Raw genomic sequence first — 19,635 nt, 5'->3', positions numbered from 1 at the left:
TGCGGCAGACAACGGACGTGGGCGCAGGGGTGGCGTGCCCAAAAAACTATGCGCACCCGACAGAATTCCGCCTTGTTCGCTGATGCAGGCCCAGCCGTGATCCCCGCCGGGATCGTGGCACCATGACGGGGCTTCACGCCTGATCGCGCCAAGCATCTGGGCGCCTATCCACCTGCCGGAAGGTTGTGCTCACCTGCGACGCCCTGTTCATCTCGGATCTGCATCTGGGCTCCAATCAGTGCGAAGCCGGCCACCTGGCGGCCTTTCTGGAGTGCATCCGGCCCAGGCAGTTGTTTCTGGTCGGCGACATCATCGACCTGCAGGCGATCCGCTTCAATGCCAATGTCGATGCCGATTTTCTCACCGATCTGATCGACTCCCTTCTGGCCGGGGTGGACGACGATCCCCTGGCCAGCGAGAAGCTGCTCAAGGCCCAGCTGTTGCGGGCCTCCCACCGCCGGGTGCTGGAGCGCCTCCAGGCCCTGCACCGGAACGGGGTGGCGATCACTTACATCCCCGGCAACCACGACGCCTACCTGCGCCGCCATGCCGGCCTGGAGCGTCCAGGCTTCTCGATTCGCCGTCAGGACATGTACCGCACCCCCGCCGGCCAGCGGCTGCTGGTGCGCCACGGCGATGAGTACGACCGGCTGATCCGCTTCCACGCCGGTGCTGCCGAGGGTCTGGCCCGGCTGCAGGAGCACTACAGCGCCGGCATCAATGGCCTGCTGTCACCCTTCACCCGGCCGGCCAACGGGCCACTGCCAGCCGGCTGGAACGCGGAGGGCATCCTGCAGGGCGCCGTGGATCTGCTCGCCAGTCACCAGGAGTGGCCGATCCCGATCAGCCGGGGGCTCAACTCCTCCGGTGGCTTCTCCCTGGCCTTTGTGCTCGAGAGTGCCCTCAAGAGCCGCACGGGGCACGACCGGCTGATCAAGCGCCGGATCGTCCAGCACCTGCAACGGGAAGGGCGAGGCCCGCAGGCCCTCGACGGGCTGATCAACGGCCACACCCACATCCCCGAAGCCACACCCCTGGGCCTGCCGGAGCCGCTCAGCGAGGGCGGCGGCCCCTGCCACATCACGTACTACAACACCGGCAGCTGGGCCCGCAGCCAGCGCCGGCTGGGACGCACAGCGCTGGTGGTGGCCGCCAACGGCACCGTCGGGATGGTGCGCTTCGATCGACGCCAGGGCATCGAACCCTTCCAGCCCCCCCGCTTCCCCTTCAACACTTATCCGATGCGGCCCTGCCCGGGGTGTGGTCTGGGGGTGGCGGACCTGCAGGCTGAGTGATCGTCCAGGCGAATCAGTCGGAACCACTACCTGTCACAAACAGCCGCTTGAGCACAACGTTCTGAGATCGGAGATTGACAGGATCTGTCCTAGGTTGGTTCCTTGGGAAAGAAAGATTGATGCCCCTCAGTCAGGTTCCGGAAGGTACACGTGTATGGGTCAACTGTTTGCCACTGCATCCGGAACTACAAGGTCGTCTGCTGGCGATGGGGGTCAGACCAGGGGTGGAGATCGAGGTACTGCGCCGTGGCAAACCCGGCGGAATTCTGCATCTTGCCAGTGGGCTGGTGGAATTCATGCTGCGCCAGGAACAGGCGGCCGAAATGGAGGTGACATTGATCCCACCAGGCTGAGTGATCGCCATCTGGTGCGGCGCAGCTGTCGTGTCGACTCAGCGCAGGGACAGGATCAAGCCCCCCCCCTGATAAACAAGAAAGGCCATTACCCAGGCCAGCAACAAGGACCAGCCAAGCGAGAGCAGCGCGAAGTTGCGGCTCCCGGACTCCTGAATCTGGGCCGCCACGGTTCCCAGGCAAGGGGTGTAGAGAAGCACGAATGTCATGAAGCTGAGGCACTGCAACGGTGTGATGGCGGTCTGGATCGCACCAGCGAGCCCTGATTCGTTGGTCCCGAAGATCACCGCCATCGCCCCCAGAAGAATTTCCTTGGCGATGAAACCAAAGAACAACGACACGGTGAGCTCCGGATTCATGCCGATTGGACCCAGCAGGGGCTGGAACAGATGGCCGATCCCCGCCGCCAGCGACCCCCCGGAGGCTTCCGTGACGCCCGGAGGCAGGTTGGTGAGTAACCAGATGGCACCCGCACCCACGATGATGAACATGCGTGTGGTGACCATGAAATTCAGCATCGACGTCCAGCCGCGGCGCAGGATGGTGCTCAGGCTGGGGGCCCGATAGGGCGGCAGCTCCAGCACGAAGGCCCCGTCACTCGGGTAGGCCCGTTTGAACACCAGACCAGTGATCACGGCCGCTGCAAAACTGATCAGATAAAAGCCGAACAGCACCAGTCCTGGCGCCCACCAGGGCCTGGGGAAGAACACCCCGGCCATGAAAAGGAAAACGGTCAACCTGGCCTGGCAGAGAGCGAAGGGAATGCACAACATCGCCAGCAGGCGCATGCCCCGATCCCGAATCACCCTGGTGCCCAAGATTGAGGGCACATTGCAGCCGAAGCCCATGACCTGCAAGACAAAGGCCCGCCCATCCAGCCCCAGCCAGCGCATGAACCCGTCCATGAGAAAGGCGGCCCGTGGCAGATACCCCGAATCTTCGATGCTGCCGATCAGCAGGTAGAAGACGAAGATCAGGGGCAGGAAGCTGGCCACCGTGCTCACGCCCAGCCAGAGGCCATCCAGCAGGAAGTGCTGCAGCCAGCCAGGAAAGCCCAGCACCTCCAGGCCTGGCACAAGCCAACTGCCCCGGATCCAGCCAAGCCCGGATCCGAGCAGATCCTGCAGGGGCGTGGTCACCGCATAGAGCAGCTGGAACACCGCCAGCACAAGCGCCAGGAAGATCAGCACCCCGAGCAGCGGATGCAGCAGCACGCGATCGACCAGGCGGGTGCGGTCGTTGACCAACCCCTCCGGCAGCGTCACATAACGGGCCACCAGCTCCTGCTGCCACCCCTCCGGTGCCGGAACCTGCGGCTGAGGGAGGCCATGCAGCGCCGCGTCGGCACATCTGGGGGCTTCCCCCCATTGGTGTAACTGATCGAGCAATTCGGCAATTCCCTGGTTCCGCTTAGCGCTCACCGGCAGCAGCGGCAGGCCGAGGGCCTGGGACAGCCCCTGATGATCAATCTCGACGCCGAACCGCTTGGCTTCATCGCTCATGTTGAGCGCCGCCACGACCGGCAGACCCAGCTGCCGGATCTGCAGCAACAGCCGCAGCTGGCTGCTGATCTGGCTGGCATTGAGCACCACAAGCACCAGATCGGGCGGGGTGTCGCGCAGGAAGCGCTGCACCAAGGCCTCGTCCTCACTGCTGCCGCTGAGGTCGTGGATCCCCGGCAGGTCCAAAAGCTCGTAGGTGGTGCCATGGCCATCGTTTGGCATCGGGCCCCGCAGCAGCTCCACCGTCAGACCAGGCCAGTTGGCGATCTGCGCATTGCCGCCGGTGAGCCGGTTGAAGAGCGTCGATTTGCCGGTGTTGGGCATCCCCAGCAGGGCGATCTGAACGCCCGAACCATGGCGGTCGTGCGCCCGGGAACCGTGGCAGGAAGCGGAAGGGGAAAAGGATGACGCCATTGAGGCTTCAGGCAGCTCTGGCACCGCTGAGACCCCCTTTGACATGGGTCAGGGCTGTCCCTTCCAGGAACGGCTGGTCGAGGAGCAGCCTGGCGGTGGCACTGCGTTCGCCAACGGTCTCGGCGATGGCATAGAGATGATTGATCGAGGCTGTGAACCCCTTTCCCTTGTCATACACTTGGTCGAACAAGGTCTGCACCGACGGCCAACTCCTTTCCGGGGCCTCGATCGTGGGCAATTCCACCTGTTCGCCGCTGTCCGCTAGGCAGGCGATCATGCGGGCCGCGTGGTCTCGCTCCTCCTGGCTCTTGGCAGGCATGTAGGCGGAAAAACCAGCCAGATCCTTCTCCCGCAACCAGATCGACAGGGCCAGATCGGTGGGGCCGGCCTGAAACTCAGTGGCCAGGTGTTGGTTGATGGCGCTGGTGAGCTCGTTCAAGTGGACGCCAGGGGCAGTCCCTCTATCCATAGCCAAAGTGGGATGGCATGGCCGTTCCACTCACACGATCTGATCTGACATCGGATGTGGGCGCCATCCAGACCCAGCAAAGGTACGGCCGGATGTGTAGATCTCAAACGCCGATCTGTGCCGCTGGCGCATGAAGCGTCCTGCTTCATCACAACCGAGCACCTGGATGGCTGGAGTTCCGGTGCAGCCTGTGGTCGGGTCCGTGGGGGGGGCAGAGGGGCCTGGGCCGTGGCCAGGGCCGCAGAGCTGTCCAGCCGAAGACCACCCCGTTGGTTTCGCCCAGGCCCAGCACCTCGCCAGGAGCCGCCGGCAGCGGCAGCACCACCTCTCAATCCCGCGCAGGTTTTCCTTCCAGAAGCCTCAAGGGCCCAGTCCAGATCAATCCTTGATGACCCGTTAACCTGCCCATAACACGAATGGGCAGAGCTGGTTGCTATTCATGACCTGCTCCACAATTGGCATTTCTGATGACCTTCGCGAAGAAGGCCCTGATTCTCTCCGCTGCCGGTGCTGTCACCGCTGGACTGGCGGTTCCGGTGATCGCCCAGAGCAACTCCATCAGTGGAGCCGGCGCCAGCTTTCCCGCTCCGGCCTACCAGCGCTGGGCCGTGGAGTTCGCCAAAGAAACCAAGAGGCAGGTGAACTACCAGTCGGTGGGCTCGGGCGCTGGTGTTCGCCAGTTCCATGCCGGCAGCGTCGATTTTGGAGCGACCGATGAGGAGCTCAACGAATCCAAGGGAGAATTCACCAAGGGGGTGACCGCCCAGCGCGGAGCCCTGCAGATCCCGATGATGGGGGGCACCGTCACCCCCGCCTACAACAATCCCAGCTGCAAGAACCTCAAGCTCACCCAGACCCAAGTCGCCGACATCTTCCTCGGCAAGATCAAAACCTGGGAGCAGCTGAAATGCGGCAAGGGCCCGATCAACGTGGTTCACCGCTCCGACGGCTCCGGCACCACCGCCGCCTTCACCAACTCCCTCTCCTGCTTCTCTTCGGAGTGGAAATCCAAAGTGGGAACCTCCAAGGCCGTCAAGTGGCCCGTGGGCGTCGGTGGCAAGGGCAATGAGGGTGTGGCAGGCCTGATCCTGAATACCCCCGGCTCGCTCGGTTATCTCAACCAGGCCTTCGTGAAGGGCAAGATAACTCCTGCGGCTCTTCAGAACAAAGCTGGCAAGTTTGTTCTGGCCAACGATGTGACCGGGGCCGCCGCCCTGAACGGCGTCAAGCTGAATTCCCGCCTGGGTGGTGAGGATTGCAATCCGGCCGGTGCCAACGCCTTCCCGATCGCCACCTTCACCTGGATTCTGGCCTACCAGAAGGGCAATGGCGACAAGGCCGCTACTCTCCGCCAGTTCCTCACATGGGGTCTCTCGCCGAAGGGTCAAGGCATCGCCAAGCAGCTCGATTTCGTACCCCTGACCGGTGCCGTTCTGAAGCGGGCTCGCACCGAAGTGGCCAAGATCGGTAAGTGATCCCGATCCATTCACTCATCCCTGCGGGGTGATTCGGGGGGGCTTCAGCTCCCCTTTTTTTGTGCACATTGATCCACTCGCTCGAAACAGGCAGAGAAGCGAATGCTATGGCCTCCCGGCCCGCTCAAAGAGAAAGCCGGGGAGTGTGAAAGACTCCCCGGCATGGGCTTGGCTACGGATGATCAGGACCTATAGGGCCTGCTGACTAATTCGTGGCATCATCGAGCTTCCTGGCGGCCTTCTTGGCTGCCTCCTTCACTTGGGCTTCCGCCTGCATGGCGTCGGCCTGGACTTGCTTGGCTTCTCCTTTGAGTTGTTGGCCCTTGTCGCCAGTGAGGGAGCCGACGGCGGACTGGATCTTGCCTTCAGCATCTTTGGCTGCGGCGTCGAGTTTGTTTGACATGGTTCTCAGGGGAGTAGGGAATGGAGTTGGGTTGATCGACGATGCCATTACAGGTGGCTGAGATAGCAATGAAGTCATCAGCGTTGCCTCTGACTTGACGGCGATGAGCTGAGCCTGAATGTCAACTCTCACGGTTCCTTTCCCGTGCAATGGCACAACTCAGTCCTACGCAGGATTCGGCGCGGCAGACGGCTGATCCCCAGGCAGCGGGGGCTGCAGGCATGGCCATGGCGGCAAACCTCAGCGCCCACGGCCCATGCGGAGATTATTAAGAATTCCTTGCATATGTGCAAGAGCTTTCTCAATGCAGCGCATCTGCTGTTATCGACTGCGGTAGCAGCAAGAGCTCGCAACAACTGACGCGTCCTCCATTCGCCAGGTGCGCCCCGCGATCAGCGTCCCAGGAGCTCCTGCGATCCCGGCACCTGGCCCGTGGCCTGATCGATCAGGCCTCCTTTGTCACCCCTTCGATCCGGTCCTCGATCTCCTGGTAGATCTCCTGCAGTTGGGCGATGTTCTCGTCGCTCGTCTCCCAGTAGCCGCGGCCGTTCACTTCCAGCAGGGTGCCGACGATGCGGCGGAAGCTGTGGGGGTTGAGGTCCATCAGCCGCTTGCGCATCTCCGGGTCGTTGATGAAGGTCTCGTTGGCCTCCTCGTAGACGAAGTTGTCGACCGCGCCGCTGGTGGCGCTCCAGCCCAGGGTGAAGTTGAGACGCTTGGCCACCTCCCGCACCCCTTCGTAGCCTGAATTGAGCATGCCCTCGTACCACTTGGGGTTGAGCAGCTTGGTGCGGGAGTCGAGGCGGATGGTCTCGCTCAGGGAGCGCACCTGGGCATTGGCCGTGGTGGTGTCGGCGATGTAGCTGGTGGGGGCCTTGCCGTCGTCGCGCAGGCCGGCGATCAGCTTGGTGGGGTCGGAGTCGAAGTAGTGGCTCACATCGGTGAGCGAGATTTCCGCCGAATCCAGATTCTGGAAGGTCACATCGGCGGTCTTCATCGCCGACTCGAACACCCCACGGTTCTGGTTCATCTCGCCGGGGTTATCGGCGTTGAAGGCAAACGTCTTGCGGCTGAGGTACATCTCCTGCAGTTCGCCCTCCTCCTCCCAGGTGCTGTTCTCCACCGCCAGGTTGACGTTGGAGCTGTAGCTGCCACTGGCATTGGAGAACACCCGGGTGGCGGCGTCCCGCAGCGAAATGCCCTGTTCGGCGGCCTGCTCCTGGCTGTGCTTACGCACGAAATTCATCTCCAGGGGCTCGTCGGCCTCGGCGGCCATCTTGACCCCCTGGTCGATCAGGGCCATCTGGTTGATGAACAAGTCGCGGAACACGCCCGAGCAGTTCACGACCACATCGATGCGGGGCCGGCCCAGCTCCTCGAGGGACAGCAGCTCCAGCTTGTTGACCCGTCCGAGTGAATCGGCCATCGGACGCACGCCGATGAACCAGAGAATCTGGGCGAGGGATTCGCCGTAGGTCTTGATGTTGTCAGTGCCCCAGAGGACGCAGGCGATGGTTTCCGGCCAGGTGCCCTGCTCGGCCTTCTGACGCTCGATCAGCCGATCGACCACCACCTTGGCAGCGGCAATGGCCGCCCTGGTGGGGATGGCCTGGGGATCGAGGGCATGGATGTTCTTGCCGCTGGGCAACACGCCGGGGTTGCGGATCGGATCACCGCCGGGCCCGGGCAGCACATACTCGCCATCGAGGGCCCGCAACAGGCTCTCCATCTCCATATCGGCGCAGATCTGCTCCAGGCAGAAGCGCAGATAGGCGAACTGGCGATCCAGTTCGGTGACATCCACATCGGCGAAGCCCGCCTGGCGGCAGGCGCTCAGCCAGGGGCTGGGCAGGCGGTAGCCGACGCGCTCCAGCAGATCGAAGAACCAGACGAAGCGGCGCTGCAGGCTCACCCGGCCATCGCTGCCGGTGACCTGGCGCACCATGGCCCCCACCGCCGAACGGCAGGCCTCGGTGATCACCCGGTTGAGCTCCACGTCCGCCAACACGCCTGCATCGTTGCCGCTGTACACCTCGGCGATGGTGCGGCCGCGGCTCTCGGCCAGCAGCCCCGGCAGGGAACGCAGGCCCTCCTCCTCCCGCTCCAGGGCGGAGATGCTCACCAGGGTGGCAATCGCCTCCTCGGCGGTGGGCGGTTTACCGATGGTGTGCAGGCCGCAGGGCAGCAGCCGGCTCTCGATCTCCATCAGCTGGCGGTACACGGCCCCCACCACCCCATCGCGGCCGTCGAGGTCGAGGGCCGCCGCATCGGCATCGCCCTCGGGCAGGACCACATCCTTGTCGAGGTTGCACTGGCGGGCGGTTTCGATGATCGCGTTGACGATCTGCACCCCCCTGGAGCTCTCCCGCAGCTGCTGGTAGGACCCCACCAGCTCACCCAGCTCCTTGAGACCCTTGTAGAGACCGGCGTTCTCGGCCGGCGGGGTGAGGTAGCTGATCGTGGAGGCGTAGCCGCGCCGCTTGGCGATGGTGGCCTCCGACGGGTTGTTGGCCGCGTAGTAATAGAGGTTGGGCAGGGCACCGATGAGCGAATCGGGGTAGCAGGTTTCGCTCATGCCCATCTGCTTGCCCGGCATGAACTCCAGGGAGCCATGGGTGCCGAAGTGGAGCACCGCATCGGCACCCCAGACCTTCTCCAGGTAGGTGTAGTAAGCGGCGAAGCCGTGGTGGGGGCTGGCGCTGCGCGAATAGAGCAGGCGCATCGGATCGCCCTCGTAGCCGAAGGTGGGCTGCACCCCCACGAACACGTTGCCGAAGTGGCGGCCGTAGATCAGCAGGTTGGTGCCGTCGCTGTTGAGGCTGCCCGGGGGCTTGCCCCAGTTCTCTTCCAGGCGTTCGGAGTAGGGGGTGAGCCGTTCGTATTCCTCGACGCTCATGCGGTGGGCGATCGCCAGCTCGGGGGCCCCTTCCAGGGCCTCCGGATCGCTGAGCACCGCCTGCATCAGCTCCTTCGGGGTGCGGGGCATGGCGTCCACCGTGTAGCCCTTGGCCTTCATCTCCTCCAGCACGCGGAAGATCGAGCCGAACACATCGAGGTAGGCGGCGGTGCCCACGTTGCCCTTGTCGGGGGGGAAGCTGAACACGGTGATCGCCAGCTTCTTCTGGGCCCGGGGCTTGATGCGCAGCGAGGCCCAGCGGATGGCCCGCTCGGCGATGGCATCCACGCGGTCCTGCAGGGTGTGGGCCTTGCCGGTGGCGTCGTCGCGCCCCGACAGCACGATCGGTTCGATGGCACCGTCGAGCTCGGGGATGGCGATCTGCAGGGCCACCTGCACCGGGTGCAGCCCCAGGTCGCTCTCCTCCCATTCCTGGGTGGTCTGGAACACCAGGGGCAGGGCCACCATGTAGGGGCGATTGAGCCGCTTGAGGGTCTCGATGGCCTTGGGATGGTCCTGACGGGCTGGACCACCCACCAGGGCGAAGCCGGTGAGGCTCACGACCCCATCCACCAGGGGTTGCTCCGGTTGGAGCGGGTCGTAGAAGAAGGAGGAGACGGGCCGGGAGAAATCGAGGCCGCCGCAGAACACGGGAATCACCGTGGCGCCCCGGTACTCCAGCTCCTGAATGATGGCCACGTAATGGGCGTCGTCGCCGGTGACGATGTGGCTGCGCTGCAGCACCAGGCCGATCACCGGGCCCCGGCGGGCCTTTTCGCTCAGATCAGCGCGGCTGGCGCTCCAGTTGAGGTATTCCTTGAGGTCCTCGAACATCCCCGGGGCCATGGGGTGCCAGATGCCGAGATCGGGGAACACCACCGGGTCGGCGACGGTGAGCTGGGGCCGGCCCAGCTCCGCTTTGCCGAACACGTAACGGTCGGCCAGCATCAGCAGGAAGTTGCGCAGGTTGTCCGGCGTTCCCCCCAGCCAGTACTGGAAGCTGAGCATGAAGGAACGGGCGTCCTGGGCCTTCTCCACCGGCAGGTACTTGAGCACCGTCGGCAGGGTGTTCAGCAGCTTGAGCATGGCGTCCTGGAAGCCGGCCCCATTGGCTTCCTTGCGCTTGCGCATGAACTGGGCGATGGCGCTCTTGCTCTGGCCCAGCTGGGCCATCGAGAAGGTGCCCAGCTTGTTGAGGCGCATCACCTCCGGCATCGAGGGGAACACCACCACCGCCTTGAGCCGGTCTCGGTGCGGGGCCACCGCCTCCACCACCTTCTGGGCCAGGTCCTCGATGAAGATCAGCGAGGCAATGAACACGTCGGCAGCGGCCACGTCGGCGCAGAAGTCGGCGTAGTTGGCCGGGTCCCGCAGCTCCTCGATCAGATAGCCGCTCAGCTCCACCGCCAGGGGACCGTTCTGGTCGTTGAGGCCGGTGGCGGCGGTGGTGAGGGCGTTCTGATACTGGGGTTCGAGCACCACATAGACGGCCTTCATCACCACCCGGTCGTCGGCGCCATTGGTGGGGGCAGGGCTGACCCGGCGGCTGGCGGAACGGACCTGCGTGAACATGCGGGGGATGCGTTGAGCAATGTGAAGCAGCCTACGGAGCTCCCGCCGGGGACGCGATCGGTTGCAGCGCAGCGTTACAGGCAGGCACCCTGCCGGTGGGCCGGGCCTCATAGGCTCGCCAGGAACGCCAGCTGCCCATGACCGCGACCTCCCCATCCCCAGCGGCCCCGGCGCCGATCCCGGTGGTGGTGGCCGGGGCCCTGGGCCGCATGGGCGCTGAGGTGATCAAGGCCGTGGTGGCGGCCCCCGATTGCACCCTGGCGGGAGCCATCGACACCACGCCTGGGCACGAAGGGGAGGATGTGGGGCTGGCCCTGGGTCTTGGGGAGCTGGAGGTGGCGCTGAGCGCCGATTTCGAGGGCACCCTCTGCCAGGCCAGCCAGGCGGTGCGCCAGGCCGGACCGGGAGGCGGGGCGGTGCTGGTCGACTTCACCCACCCCAGCGTCGTCTTCGAGCACTGCCGCGGCGCCTTCGCCTACGGCGTCCATCCGGTGATCGGCACCACCGGCCTGCGTCCCGACCAGTTGGCGGATCTGGCCACCTTTGCCGACAAGGCCTCGATGGGGGGCGCGGTGGTGCCCAATTTCTGCGTGGGCATGGTGCTGCTGCAGCAAGCGGCGGCGGCGGCGGCCCGCTTCTACGACTACGCCGAGCTCACCGAACTGCACCACAACCGCAAGGCCGATGCCCCCAGCGGCACCTGCCTCAAGACCGCCGAACTCATGGAGGAGCTCGGCAAGCCGTTCAACCCCCCCCAGGTGGAGGAGCACGAGAGTTTGCCCGGCTGCCGGGGGGGGCTGCGGGAGAGCGGCCTGCGGCTGCATTCAGTGCGGCTGCCGGGGCTGGTGGCCCACCAGGAGGTGATGTTCGGCTCCCCCGGGGAGACCTACACCCTGCGCCACGACACGATTGACCGCAGTGCCTATATGCCCGGGGTCTTGCTCACGGTCCGCAAGGTGCGCAGCCTGGGGGGCCTGGTCTATGGACTGGAGAGGCTCCTGTGAGCTGCCCCCCTCTCAGCTGCCCCCCTGTGAGTCGATGTTGATCCCCCTCAAACCCGGCGAACTTGTCCGGCTGATCCCGGCGGTGGCCACGGGCTCGCAGTTCAGCGCCAGCAGCGGCGATCCGCGCAAACTGCTGCAGCGCGTGCTGATTTCGGTGATCGGCGGGGTGATCTCGCTGCTGATCAGCCAGGTGCTCCTGTTCCGGAGCCAGGCCGGTCCGGTGTTCCTGGTGGTGGGCTTCGTCTTCCTTCTCTATGTCCTGTGGGGACCGATCGTGGAGGCGGGCCGCCGCAATGCGCTGCTGCGGCGCTACCCGGCGGCCGCAATCTTTGAGGGGGTCGTGGCCGACCTGTTCCGGCGGGAGGTGGTGGAGAACCGGCGGGAGCAGGCCAACCGCGAGGGACGGCTTGAGCTGGTGGAGAACCGGCGCACCTGGTTGTGCCTGGAGCTGGAGGACGACGAGGGCTACCTGGGCCAGATCCGCTTCCCCCTCGAAAAGAAGCATGAGCTGATCCGGCCAGGGATGGTGATCCGCTGCCTGGTGCTGAGCGAACGCAAGGACTTCTCCCGCATCGGTGCCCTCTCGGATGGCTGGCTGCCGCAGCTGAAGCAGTGGGTCGGCGAGTACCCCTACCTGCTGCGGCCGGCCTTTGAGGAGCTCTGCCTGAGGCGCCTGGGGTGAGGGAAGCTGGACGGATCCGAAACATTGCGTTACAATTCACGTAACACTTCTCAAGGAGTCCTCCCATGGCCGCCACCCCCACCGCCCTCGATCGTTCCGCCATCCGCGGAGCCACCGTCACCACCGAAGACGGTGGCCGCCTCAACGCCTTCGCCACCGAGCCCCGCATGGAAGTGGTGAGCGCCGAGAGCGGCTGGGGCTTCCACGAGCGCGCCGAGAAGCTCAACGGCCGCATGGCCATGCTCGGCTTCATTGCCCTGCTCGCCACCGAATTTGCCCTGGGCGGCGAAGCCTTCACCCGCGGCCTGCTCGGCATCGGCTGATCACAGCAACCCCCATCGCCGCAGCAGACTTTCTGTTGCGGCTTTTTTGTGGCCATGCGCCCTTCGCTCCACGCCCGGATCAACGGAGCCGGCCCCACCGGCGCCCTGACGGCCCTGGCCCTGGCGCAGGCCGGTTGGCGCGTCAGCCTGCACGATCCCCTCTCCCCCGAGGCGCTGCAGGGTCGTGAGCGGGCCTACGCCTTCACCCATTCCAGCCGTGCGTTGCTGGAGCGCCTGGGTCTCTGGGGCGAGCTGCGGGCCCAGCTGGTCCCCTTCCGTCGCCTGCGGCTGCAGGACCTGGCGACGGCACACCGTGTGATCTTCGAGCCGACCGACCTGGGGGACGCCGACGCGGTGGGCTGGATCGGCTGCCACCAGCCCCTGATGGCCTTGCTGCTGCGGCGCCTGGGCCAGCACACCGCCATTGGCCTGGCGCTCGGGATGGAGGGGCCGGTCGCCACCGCCGAACCCGAACTGGCCGATCCCGATCTGCTGGTGGCCGCCGATGGGCCCGACTCCCCCACCCGGCGGTCCCTGGGGATCCGCCAGTGGAGCCACCGCTACGCCCAATCGTGCCTCACCGTGCAGGTGGAGATGGGTGGCGGCAACGACGATGAAGCCTGGGAGCTGCTGCGTCCGGAGGGGCCTTTTGCGGTGCTTCCCCTCGGCGAGCGTCGCTTTCAGCTGGTCTGGAGTGCGCCCACGGCCCGCTGCCGGCAGCTTGAAGCCCTCAGCGACCCTGCCTTCCTCGATCGGCTGGCGGGAGCCCTCCCAGACGAACTCCAGCCCGAGGCCCTGCTGGCGAGGCCCCGCAGCTTTCCGGTGGCCCTGCAGCTGGCTCGGCGCTTGCATCGCGGCCGCACGGTGCTGGTGGGGGAAAGCGCCCACCGCTGCCATCCGGTGGGCGGCCAGGGGTTGAATCTCTGTTGGCGGGACGTGGCGGTGCTGCATCAGCTCGCCGAGCGGGCCGCTCGGGGAACCCTGCATCCGCGCCGCCTCGGTGCCGCCTATGGGCGCCGGCGCTGGCCCGATCTGCTGCTCACCCTGCTGGCCACCGACCTGCTGGTGCGGCTCTTCTCCAATCGTCAGCCCCTGTTGATGCCCCTGAGAAGCCTGGCCTTCGAAGCCCTGTCGCGCATCGGCTGGAGCCGGGCCCTGGCCCTGCGGGTCATGACCGAGGGGCCTTGCCGCCTGCGCCAGACGCTCCCAGCATGGGCGGATGGTGATCAGCAGCTCTCCCCAGCCCCTGCCCTCTCCGGCCATGGTGCGCTTCCTGCGCCATCAGCTCGGCCTGAGTGAGAACGCGCTCGAGCTGGGAATCAAGCAGTCTCAGCTCGAGCAGGCGCCGCTTCCTGCCGTGCTCTGGCGTTTCGGTCTGATCAGCATCGAGCAGTTCGACACCGTCCTCACCTGGCAGGACCAGCAGGGCTGAGGTTCAGCTGTAGATGATCAGCGACTCGATCGGCTGCTCCTGCGGCAACCGGCTGCGGCCCTCCAGGGCCGCCAGTTCCACCAGAAAGCCAAAGCCGCACAGCTCTCCTCCGGCCTTGAGCACCAGCTCGGCGCAGGCTGCGGCGGTGCCGCCGGTGGCCAGCAGGTCATCCACGATCAGCACCCGCCGGCCTTCGCCGAGGGCATCACTGTGGATCTCCAGCCGGTCGGTGCCGTATTCGAGGCTGTAGTCCACCCCGATCACCTCGCCGGGCAGCTTGCCGGGCTTGCGCACCGGCACGAAGCCGACGCCGACGACGGTGGCCAGGGCGGTGCCGACGATGAAGCCACGGGATTCGATGCCCACGATCAGGTCCGGCTGCACCCGCTCGCAGAGCAGGCCCAGCAGGCGGATGGCCTCGCCCCAGCCCTCGGGATCCCGCATCAGGGGGGTGAGGTCACGGAAGAGAATGCCCGGCTTCGGAAAGTCGGGAATGTCCCGGACCCAGGTGCGCAGATCGATCGATGAAGGGCTGCTGGGCATCGTGCTGGTGAAGGGACCGGTACCGGCGACGTGACGGATGGACGGCGCCGCTGGCATCATCGCAGTCATGGCCAAGGACACTTCGGAAGCGGCAAGCCCGGACCGCCCCTCCCGCCCCCTGCCTCGCAGGGGACTGGAGCGGCTCGATCTCATGCTGCTCTGCATGGAGGCACTCGACCTCAACGGCGGCGAGGCGATGGTCTGGATGAGCGAACAACTCGGCTACGGCGCTCTCTTCCCCAACCGGGTGGAGCTCTGGAAGCGGCGCTGCCACAACCCCCTGCGGCGCACCTGTCGGCGCGGCGAGGTGCCCGTTGACGAAACCGATGCCCTGATTCGCATTCTGTGCGTCATGGCCGATCGCCTCTACCCGATGCTGCGCTCCCTTCTCTCCAGCAGCGAGCCGGAGGCGGTGGCAAGCGAGCGCTGGGCCCTGTTCCAGGGGCGCCTGGGGGAACTGGTCCAGGAACGCATGAATCCCCGCCGCAGCGGCGTGCAGAAGCTGCTCGATCCCACCGATGGGGCCGCCCAGCGTCTGCAACTGGTCCAGGGCCTCAGCCTCTGCGCCGGCCACGGAGGCTTCGAGCGCATCAAGGCCAGCCTGATGGACGCGGTCGCCTGAGGCCTCCCCCGTGACACCCATGGTTCAGAGTTCCGTGATGAAGCAGAGCCTCGTCTTCGATCAGCTCAGCTGCCGACTGCAGGTGGAAGGCCTCCCTGATGTCTCCATCGGCCAGAGCGGTGCGGCCCTTGGCATCATCACGGGCTGGAGTCTGCAGTGGGTGGGCCGGCCCCTGCTCGAGGGGCGGCGGGAGCACCTGCAGGCCCTGATGCAGGTGGTCCTGCCCTACGCCCGTCATCTGATCAGTGGCGTGCGCCGCGACTTCAGCGTGGCGGGCGAGCCCGTCGACATCGGCCCCCACCACGAGGGCGGCCACCGGCTGCTGCTGCGCAGCAGCCAACCCGACACACCCCCTCTGGAGATGCATCTCGATGATGCGGAACTGGCGGATCTGGTGCGGGTGCTGGATCTGCTGCGCCTCGATCCCCGTGTCCAGCTACCCCTGGAGATTCCCGAGCCCGAGCCCCTCGGACCCAGAGAACTGCTGGAGCGAATCCCCCTGCATCGCCGGCTGACGGCCCCCCTGGGCGGGGCAGCGGCCCTGGCGGTCTCGGCGGCTCTGGTGCTGCTGCTGCCCCCGCCCGCTGTGCCGCCGGCACCAACGCCACCGGCCCCGGCCCCCCAGGCCGCTCCGGAAGCCCCGCGCCCCTGACCCCAGCCTCCGGGCTGTTGACTTCGCCCCTGCTCTGGTCACACTGGGGACGATCATCCACCTTCTCCACTGCCATGCAATGGGCTTGACCTGGTCGGAACTGCGCCGCCGGGTCGCACGGCTGGGAGCAGCCCTTGATGTGGTGGTGCGCAGCGATCCGGAAGTCTGCGGATTGAGCGGTTCCCAATTCCATCTCACCCTCCACCACGGCGGTCAGGGCGACTGCACGGTCAACGACCTGTCCCTGATCGATTGCCCCAACGAGCTGGTGCTGATGGAATTCGAGCGGTGGATGCGGGGTGCCGGCTATCCGCTGGAGCCCTGACACCCCAGCCATGCCCCGCACCCCCTATCCGCTGCATCTGCCGACACCGAGGGGACCGACGCCAGGGAAGGGCCTGGAGCTGCGCAGTCGCCGCCGTCGTCCAACCTCCCGATGGCGTCAAGTGGTGGCAGGCCTGCTGCTGATCGTGGCGGGAAGCCTGATCCTGGTCGGGCTGATGCGACTTCCGGAACGGCTTGATGCCCTGCTCCTGGTCAGCAACGCCATCGCCAACCTGATCGGTGGGCTGAGCCGGCTCAGCATGGGAGTTCTTCAACTGGGCAGCGTGATCGTGGTGGCCCTGCTCGCCCTGATGGCTCTGTTGCTGCTGGTCGGCGGCGGCGTCCGGCTGGTGCGAGGCGTCACAGCCAGGCCCCGTCGCCCCTCCTGAAGGCGCTTCGGCCTCAATGATGCAGCTGCTGAAACCAGAACCCGGCCAGCTGCCAGGACGACAACAGGAAGATCGCCAGGATCAGCCAGTTGACCCAGGCGGGCCGTTCGCGGTTCTCGAACATGGCGGCAGGGGAGTTGATTCCTTCCTGCCGATCCTGCCAGTGCGGCCCCCCGGTGGGCCGTTTCGTGACGGGCGGTGGCACTGGAGGCGTGTCAGCGATCCGTCTCTCCATGGCTCCCGGCACCGCTTCCGGACCAGGTTCCAGCGCCCTTCTCTCCTGCCTGGGCTTTCCCGGCTGGGGGGGAGTGCATCTGATCCTCCCCAACCGGGGCGATCCACCCGCCCTGGCCAGGCGCCTGCACGGCTGCGCCCCGACGATGCCTGCCGGCCACCTGCTGCCGGCCCTGCTGCGCCGCCATCGGGATCTGGAGCCGCTGGATCCGGGCCACTGGCCCTGGGCCAGGGAGGCCCCCATGGCCTGGCCCCAGGCCTGGGGGCATCGTTACCTGCTGGTCTGCCGCTGGGGAGCCGCCAGCCCGCTGCGGATCTCCGCCTGGCAGCGGCAACGGGGAGTCGGCGACTGGATCCGACTCTGTGAACCCGTCCCCCTGCCCTGTTTTCGGGAGCGCTTCCTGGGTGCTCAGGAAATGACCAGGGCCACTCCCAGTCCCACCACCATCAAGGCGATGGCCCCCACGGCCCAGTAGGCATGGCTCTGGGCATCCGCCCGGGTCTCGCCGATCACCATCGTGCCTTCGTCGGCGTAAAGGTTGTCGTGGTTGTCGAGGTCGTGGGTATGCATGGGGCCTCCATCAAGCTCGTTGGACCCTTCAAACGTAGGAGCGACGGGCGATCTGATCCATCTGAGCGACGAACCGACATCCCACGCCATGGACGGGTCCCCGGCAGCAGCCAATAATGCCTCTGTCTGCAGATGCCCGTGCCCCCCTGGCTACTGATCCTGATCACCCTTCTGGTGGTGACGCTGGTCATCAATCCTTCGGAGCGGGATTTCGCCTGGTATCGCGCCCTCAAATGGCCACGCTGGATCAGCATGGAGCCTTGGATCCCGGCCGCCTGGTTCGTGATCAGTGTCAGCTACTACTTCTCGGCGCTCTCCATCTGGCTCAAGAGCGGCGATTGGCGCTGGATGGCGGCCTACGCGGCCCTGCTGGTGCTGCTGCGCATCGATCACCTGGTGATCTGCCGTCTGCGCAACCTGGTCGCCGGTCTTCCCTTCTGGCTCTTGAGCTGGATGGTCACCCTGGTCCTGGCTTTGATCGTGCGGCCCTCCTCCCCCCTGGCGGCGGGGCTGCTGGTGCCTGTGCTGGTGTGGACCCCTGTGGAAGCTCTCATCACCTTGCAGATGATTGGATTGAACCGCAGGAAGCAGCGGAGCGGCCGTGGACCCAATGATCGCGGCCCTGCTCCATCCCGGCGCCTATGACCATCCGGTCGAACGGGTCGAGTGCCTGGAAACCCACATTTCCTGGATCCTGCTGACCGGAACCTTTGCCTACAAGATCAAGAAGCCGGTGAATCTGGGCTTCGTCGATTTCTCCACCCCCGAGCGACGCCGCTGGTTCTGCCAGGAGGAGCTCAGGCTGAACCGCCGGCTGGCTCCGGACATCTACCTCGGGCTCAGTGCCATCCATGGCCCGCCCGAGCGGGCCACGTTGCGGGGCTCTGGTCCTGCCATTGAGCTGGCTGTTCGCATGCGCCAGTTTCCCCAGAGCGCCCTGCTGGGCGCCGTGCTCGAGCGCCAAGGCCTCACCGACGCCCAGCTCGAAGGGCTGGCGGATGATCTGGCGGTGTTCCATGCCGGAGCCGCGGTGGCCGGCCCCAACGATCCCTATGGGGCAGCCGAACTGGTGAAGCTGCCGGCTGCGGCCAACCTGGACGTGCTCGAGGCCTGCGGCCTGGTTGCTTTGCAGGACGTCGCGGCCCTGCGGCACTGGACCGACGACCAGTTCGAGCTGCTTCGGCCCAGCTTCGACCGGCGCCGAAGCCAGGGCCGCATCCGTGAGTGCCACGGGGATCTGCACCTCGGCAACATGCTGCTGGAGGGGGAGCGTCTCCGGGTCTTCGACTGTCTGGAATTCAGCCCGGAACTGCGCTGGATCGATGTGATCAGCGACCTGGCCTTTCTGGTCATGGATCTGGAGCATCGCGACCGGCCGGATCTCGGCGCGGTGCTGCTCAACCGCTGGCTCGGCCACTGCGGCGACTACGCCGGACTGCTCACCTGGCGCTGGTATCGGATCTACCGCTCCCTGGTGCGGGCCAAGGTCTGTGCCCTGCGCCTGCGCCAGCAGACCCTGGGCGCCCACGCGTCGGTTGTGCTTCAAAAGGACCTGGAGCGCTATCTCCTGGGCGCCAGCCGTGCCACCGCCACCCCTGCCCCCGCCCTGGTGATCACCCACGGGGTGTCCGGCAGTGGCAAGAGCCACCGGGCCCGCCAGCTCTGCCACCGGCAGGGGTGGATCCATCTGCGTTCCGACGTGGAGCGCAAGCGACTCTTCGGCACCTGGGGACAGGGCGAAGCCCCACCGCTTCGAGGCGATCCCTACCGCCAGGACGTGAGCGCCATGCTCTACGACAAGCATCTGCCCGAGCAGGTGGGGCGAATTCTCGTGGCGGGGCTGTCGGTGGTGGTGGATGCCACTTTCCTGCTCCGCCATCAGCGCCAGCGGATGGAGGACCTGGCCTGCCGGAACGGCGTTCCCTTCCTGATCCTGGCTTGCTCCAGCTCCCAGGAGCAGGCCCAGCGGCGCCTCGTGGAGCGGCGGGAACGGGGCGGCGACCCCTCCGACGCGGATGGGGCCGTGCTGGAAGCCCAGTTCAGGGGGATGGAGCCGCTGGACGGGCATGAACGGGGCCGTTGTCTGGAGGTCTCGGCAGAGCTGACACCTCAGGGACTGATCGCCGCTGTGGCAGAGCGCTTGGGACGCCCCCCGTCCTGAGGCCGAGAGACCCCGTCCTGAGGCCTAGAACCACTCGGCGACGGAGGCTTCCCTGGTGTTGACGTTGGCCTCCGGCGTCGAGCGACGGAACTCCATGGTGATGCTGCGCTTCTGCTCCCCATCGGCGGCCAGGGCCTCGATCGGATAGAGCTGCTGGCCGTCGCGGAAGGGCACCTGCACCCGGAAGGTGCCATCGGCCGACAGGGGCACCTCTTCTCCGCCGATGCTGAGGCGGGCGGCCGGATCGGTGGCGCCATACACAATCAGCTCGGCATCGGCCACCAGCCAGAAGGACCGCTGCCGGGAGCCCACCCCACCC

At 66.2% G+C, this 19,635-nt stretch carries 23 protein-coding genes and 1 pseudogene; 15 read left to right on the top strand and 9 right to left on the bottom strand.

Annotated features, from left to right (window positions below; all coding sequences use genetic code 11):
- Positions 1 to 185: 185 nt before the first annotated feature.
- Together KQ305_RS07440 and KQ305_RS07435 are read left to right on the top strand one after the other, a co-directional pair.
- Positions 186 to 1,295 carry a UDP-2,3-diacylglucosamine diphosphatase gene (locus KQ305_RS07440; protein WP_259724779.1) on the top strand — a complete coding sequence of 370 codons (1,110 nt, stop codon included), beginning with the start codon at positions 186 to 188 and terminating at the stop codon, positions 1,293 to 1,295.
- A gap of 119 nt (positions 1,296 to 1,414) precedes the next feature.
- Positions 1,415 to 1,648 (top strand): FeoA family protein, encoded by a 234-nt coding sequence (locus tag KQ305_RS07435; protein ID WP_259724778.1) that lies wholly within the window; start codon positions 1,415 to 1,417, stop codon positions 1,646 to 1,648.
- Between the two features lie 38 nt (positions 1,649 to 1,686).
- On the opposite strand, the gene feoB is transcribed toward KQ305_RS07435, so the two are convergent.
- From feoB to KQ305_RS07420, 3 genes are all read right to left on the bottom strand, one after another.
- Complete coding sequence (feoB, locus tag KQ305_RS07430; protein WP_399231030.1) at positions 1,687 to 3,474, bottom strand: ferrous iron transport protein B; 1,788 nt, start codon at positions 3,472 to 3,474, stop codon at positions 1,687 to 1,689.
- 97 nt (positions 3,475 to 3,571) lie between these two features.
- Positions 3,572 to 4,003 (bottom strand): ferritin-like domain-containing protein, encoded by a 432-nt coding sequence (locus tag KQ305_RS07425; RefSeq protein WP_259724776.1) that lies wholly within the window; start codon positions 4,001 to 4,003, stop codon positions 3,572 to 3,574.
- Positions 4,004 to 4,181: 178 nt separating this feature from the next.
- A complete protein-coding gene (locus tag KQ305_RS07420) occupies positions 4,182 to 4,358 on the bottom strand; it encodes a hypothetical protein (RefSeq protein ID WP_259724775.1) in 177 nt (58 codons plus the stop codon).
- 142 nt (positions 4,359 to 4,500) lie between these two features.
- Here KQ305_RS07420 and pstS point away from each other — a divergent pair, with 142 nt between their 5' ends.
- Entirely contained in the window at positions 4,501 to 5,508 is a 1,008-nt protein-coding gene (pstS, locus tag KQ305_RS07415; protein ID WP_259724774.1) for a phosphate ABC transporter substrate-binding protein PstS, read from the top strand.
- A 205-nt stretch (positions 5,509 to 5,713) separates the two neighbouring features.
- On the opposite strand, the gene KQ305_RS07410 is transcribed toward pstS, so the two are convergent.
- A complete protein-coding gene (locus KQ305_RS07410; RefSeq protein ID WP_259724773.1) occupies positions 5,714 to 5,911 on the bottom strand; it encodes a CsbD family protein in 198 nt (65 codons plus the stop codon).
- A gap of 445 nt (positions 5,912 to 6,356) precedes the next feature.
- Complete coding sequence (locus KQ305_RS07405; RefSeq protein WP_259724772.1) at positions 6,357 to 10,379, bottom strand: magnesium chelatase subunit H; 4,023 nt, start codon at positions 10,377 to 10,379, stop codon at positions 6,357 to 6,359.
- Positions 10,380 to 10,516: 137 nt separating this feature from the next.
- Here KQ305_RS07405 and dapB point away from each other — a divergent pair, with 137 nt between their 5' ends.
- From dapB to KQ305_RS07380, 5 genes are all read left to right on the top strand, one after another.
- The gene (gene dapB, locus KQ305_RS07400; protein WP_259724771.1) at positions 10,517 to 11,383 is read left to right on the top strand and encodes a 4-hydroxy-tetrahydrodipicolinate reductase; all 867 of its coding nucleotides are present in this window, start codon (positions 10,517 to 10,519) and stop codon (positions 11,381 to 11,383) included.
- Positions 11,384 to 11,417: 34 nt separating this feature from the next.
- Positions 11,418 to 12,065: a hypothetical protein gene (locus KQ305_RS07395; RefSeq protein ID WP_259724770.1), complete on the top strand. Its 648-nt coding sequence runs from the start codon at positions 11,418 to 11,420 to the stop codon at positions 12,063 to 12,065.
- 65 nt (positions 12,066 to 12,130) lie between these two features.
- Positions 12,131 to 12,388, top strand: a complete 258-nt coding sequence (locus KQ305_RS07390) for a high light inducible protein (RefSeq protein ID WP_259724769.1) — start codon at positions 12,131 to 12,133, stop codon at positions 12,386 to 12,388.
- A 54-nt stretch (positions 12,389 to 12,442) separates the two neighbouring features.
- Positions 12,443 to 13,687: an FAD-dependent monooxygenase gene (locus tag KQ305_RS07385; RefSeq protein WP_259724768.1), complete on the top strand. Its 1,245-nt coding sequence runs from the start codon at positions 12,443 to 12,445 to the stop codon at positions 13,685 to 13,687.
- A complete protein-coding gene (locus KQ305_RS07380) occupies positions 13,608 to 13,820 on the top strand; it encodes a DUF2949 domain-containing protein (RefSeq protein ID WP_259724767.1) in 213 nt (70 codons plus the stop codon). The genes KQ305_RS07385 and KQ305_RS07380 overlap by 80 nt, the downstream gene beginning before the upstream one ends.
- Positions 13,821 to 13,823: 3 nt before the next feature.
- Here the strand turns inward: KQ305_RS07380 and KQ305_RS07375 are convergent, their stop codons facing one another.
- Complete coding sequence (locus KQ305_RS07375) at positions 13,824 to 14,363, bottom strand: adenine phosphoribosyltransferase (RefSeq protein WP_259724945.1); 540 nt, start codon at positions 14,361 to 14,363, stop codon at positions 13,824 to 13,826.
- 67 nt (positions 14,364 to 14,430) lie between these two features.
- Here KQ305_RS07375 and KQ305_RS07370 point away from each other — a divergent pair, with 67 nt between their 5' ends.
- The 4 genes from KQ305_RS07370 (at position 14,431) to KQ305_RS07355 (ending at position 16,350) form a co-directional block, all read left to right on the top strand.
- Positions 14,431 to 14,985 (top strand): DUF3038 domain-containing protein, encoded by a 555-nt coding sequence (locus KQ305_RS07370; RefSeq protein ID WP_259724766.1) that lies wholly within the window; start codon positions 14,431 to 14,433, stop codon positions 14,983 to 14,985.
- A 19-nt stretch (positions 14,986 to 15,004) separates the two neighbouring features.
- A complete protein-coding gene (locus KQ305_RS07365; RefSeq protein ID WP_259724765.1) occupies positions 15,005 to 15,637 on the top strand; it encodes a DUF4335 domain-containing protein in 633 nt (210 codons plus the stop codon).
- 79 nt (positions 15,638 to 15,716) lie between these two features.
- Complete coding sequence (locus KQ305_RS07360; protein ID WP_259724764.1) at positions 15,717 to 15,962, top strand: hypothetical protein; 246 nt, start codon at positions 15,717 to 15,719, stop codon at positions 15,960 to 15,962.
- 10 nt (positions 15,963 to 15,972) lie between these two features.
- The gene (locus KQ305_RS07355; RefSeq protein ID WP_259724763.1) at positions 15,973 to 16,350 is read left to right on the top strand and encodes a hypothetical protein; all 378 of its coding nucleotides are present in this window, start codon (positions 15,973 to 15,975) and stop codon (positions 16,348 to 16,350) included.
- A 13-nt stretch (positions 16,351 to 16,363) separates the two neighbouring features.
- On the opposite strand, the gene KQ305_RS07350 is transcribed toward KQ305_RS07355, so the two are convergent.
- Positions 16,364 to 16,585: a hypothetical protein gene (locus KQ305_RS07350; RefSeq protein ID WP_259724957.1), complete on the bottom strand. Its 222-nt coding sequence runs from the start codon at positions 16,583 to 16,585 to the stop codon at positions 16,364 to 16,366.
- Here KQ305_RS07350 and KQ305_RS07345 point away from each other — a divergent pair.
- Positions 16,584 to 17,060 (top strand): hypothetical protein, encoded by a 477-nt coding sequence (locus KQ305_RS07345; RefSeq protein WP_259724762.1) that lies wholly within the window; start codon positions 16,584 to 16,586, stop codon positions 17,058 to 17,060. The genes KQ305_RS07350 and KQ305_RS07345 overlap by 2 nt on opposite strands.
- Here KQ305_RS07345 and KQ305_RS07340 read toward each other — a convergent pair.
- Positions 16,994 to 17,155 carry a hypothetical protein gene (locus KQ305_RS07340; protein WP_259724761.1) on the bottom strand — a complete coding sequence of 54 codons (162 nt, stop codon included), beginning with the start codon at positions 17,153 to 17,155 and terminating at the stop codon, positions 16,994 to 16,996. The genes KQ305_RS07345 and KQ305_RS07340 overlap by 67 nt on opposite strands.
- Before the next feature lie 132 nt (positions 17,156 to 17,287).
- Here KQ305_RS07340 and KQ305_RS07335 point away from each other — a divergent pair, with 132 nt between their 5' ends.
- Together KQ305_RS07335 and KQ305_RS07330 are read left to right on the top strand one after the other, a co-directional pair.
- Entirely contained in the window at positions 17,288 to 17,800 is a 513-nt protein-coding gene (locus tag KQ305_RS07335; RefSeq protein WP_259724760.1) for a tryptophan-rich sensory protein, read from the top strand.
- Positions 17,766 to 19,316 carry a bifunctional aminoglycoside phosphotransferase/ATP-binding protein gene (locus tag KQ305_RS07330; RefSeq protein ID WP_259724944.1) on the top strand — a complete coding sequence of 517 codons (1,551 nt, stop codon included), beginning with the start codon at positions 17,766 to 17,768 and terminating at the stop codon, positions 19,314 to 19,316. The genes KQ305_RS07335 and KQ305_RS07330 overlap by 35 nt, the downstream gene beginning before the upstream one ends.
- 24 nt (positions 19,317 to 19,340) lie before the next feature.
- Here KQ305_RS07330 and KQ305_RS07325 read toward each other — a convergent pair.
- Positions 19,341 to 19,635 (bottom strand): annotated as a pseudogene (locus KQ305_RS07325) (DUF4912 domain-containing protein); the annotation flags it as partial.

The sequence above is a fragment of the Synechococcus sp. CS-1332 genome (assembly GCF_025127995.1).
Lineage (GTDB): Bacteria > Cyanobacteriota > Cyanobacteriia > PCC-6307 > Cyanobiaceae > Cyanobium.
The sequence above is the reverse complement of the archived record's forward strand: the minus strand, read 5'-3'. Positions and strand labels throughout refer to the sequence as shown.

Excerpts from the sequence above, each read along its gene's own strand:
- KQ305_RS07365 (WP_259724765.1), top strand. The coding sequence starts at position 15,005 with ATGGTTCAGAGTTCCGTGATGAAGCAGAGCCTCGTCTTCGATCAGCTC.
- KQ305_RS07380 (WP_259724767.1), top strand. The coding sequence starts at position 13,608 with ATGGTGATCAGCAGCTCTCCCCAGCCCCTGCCCTCTCCGGCCATGGTG.
- KQ305_RS07435 (WP_259724778.1), top strand. The coding sequence starts at position 1,415 with ATGCCCCTCAGTCAGGTTCCGGAAGGTACACGTGTATGGGTCAACTGT.
- dapB (WP_259724771.1), top strand. The coding sequence starts at position 10,517 with ATGACCGCGACCTCCCCATCCCCAGCGGCCCCGGCGCCGATCCCGGTG.
- KQ305_RS07330 (WP_259724944.1), top strand. The coding sequence starts at position 17,766 with ATGATCGCGGCCCTGCTCCATCCCGGCGCCTATGACCATCCGGTCGAA.
- KQ305_RS07410 (WP_259724773.1), bottom strand. The coding sequence starts at position 5,911 with ATGTCAAACAAACTCGACGCCGCAGCCAAAGATGCTGAAGGCAAGATC.
- KQ305_RS07345 (WP_259724762.1), top strand. The coding sequence starts at position 16,584 with ATGGCTCCCGGCACCGCTTCCGGACCAGGTTCCAGCGCCCTTCTCTCC.
- feoB (WP_399231030.1), bottom strand. The coding sequence starts at position 3,474 with ATGCCCAACACCGGCAAATCGACGCTCTTCAACCGGCTCACCGGCGGC.
- KQ305_RS07355 (WP_259724763.1), top strand. The coding sequence starts at position 15,973 with ATGCCCCGCACCCCCTATCCGCTGCATCTGCCGACACCGAGGGGACCG.
- KQ305_RS07360 (WP_259724764.1), top strand. The coding sequence starts at position 15,717 with ATGGGCTTGACCTGGTCGGAACTGCGCCGCCGGGTCGCACGGCTGGGA.
- KQ305_RS07385 (WP_259724768.1), top strand. The coding sequence starts at position 12,443 with ATGCGCCCTTCGCTCCACGCCCGGATCAACGGAGCCGGCCCCACCGGC.
- pstS (WP_259724774.1), top strand. The coding sequence starts at position 4,501 with ATGACCTTCGCGAAGAAGGCCCTGATTCTCTCCGCTGCCGGTGCTGTC.
- KQ305_RS07335 (WP_259724760.1), top strand. The coding sequence starts at position 17,288 with ATGCCCGTGCCCCCCTGGCTACTGATCCTGATCACCCTTCTGGTGGTG.
- KQ305_RS07375 (WP_259724945.1), bottom strand. The coding sequence starts at position 14,363 with ATGCCCAGCAGCCCTTCATCGATCGATCTGCGCACCTGGGTCCGGGAC.
- KQ305_RS07370 (WP_259724766.1), top strand. The coding sequence starts at position 14,431 with ATGGCCAAGGACACTTCGGAAGCGGCAAGCCCGGACCGCCCCTCCCGC.
- KQ305_RS07395 (WP_259724770.1), top strand. The coding sequence starts at position 11,418 with ATGTTGATCCCCCTCAAACCCGGCGAACTTGTCCGGCTGATCCCGGCG.
- KQ305_RS07405 (WP_259724772.1), bottom strand. The coding sequence starts at position 10,379 with ATGTTCACGCAGGTCCGTTCCGCCAGCCGCCGGGTCAGCCCTGCCCCC.
- KQ305_RS07390 (WP_259724769.1), top strand. The coding sequence starts at position 12,131 with ATGGCCGCCACCCCCACCGCCCTCGATCGTTCCGCCATCCGCGGAGCC.
- KQ305_RS07350 (WP_259724957.1), bottom strand. The coding sequence starts at position 16,585 with ATGGAGAGACGGATCGCTGACACGCCTCCAGTGCCACCGCCCGTCACG.
- KQ305_RS07340 (WP_259724761.1), bottom strand. The coding sequence starts at position 17,155 with ATGCATACCCACGACCTCGACAACCACGACAACCTTTACGCCGACGAA.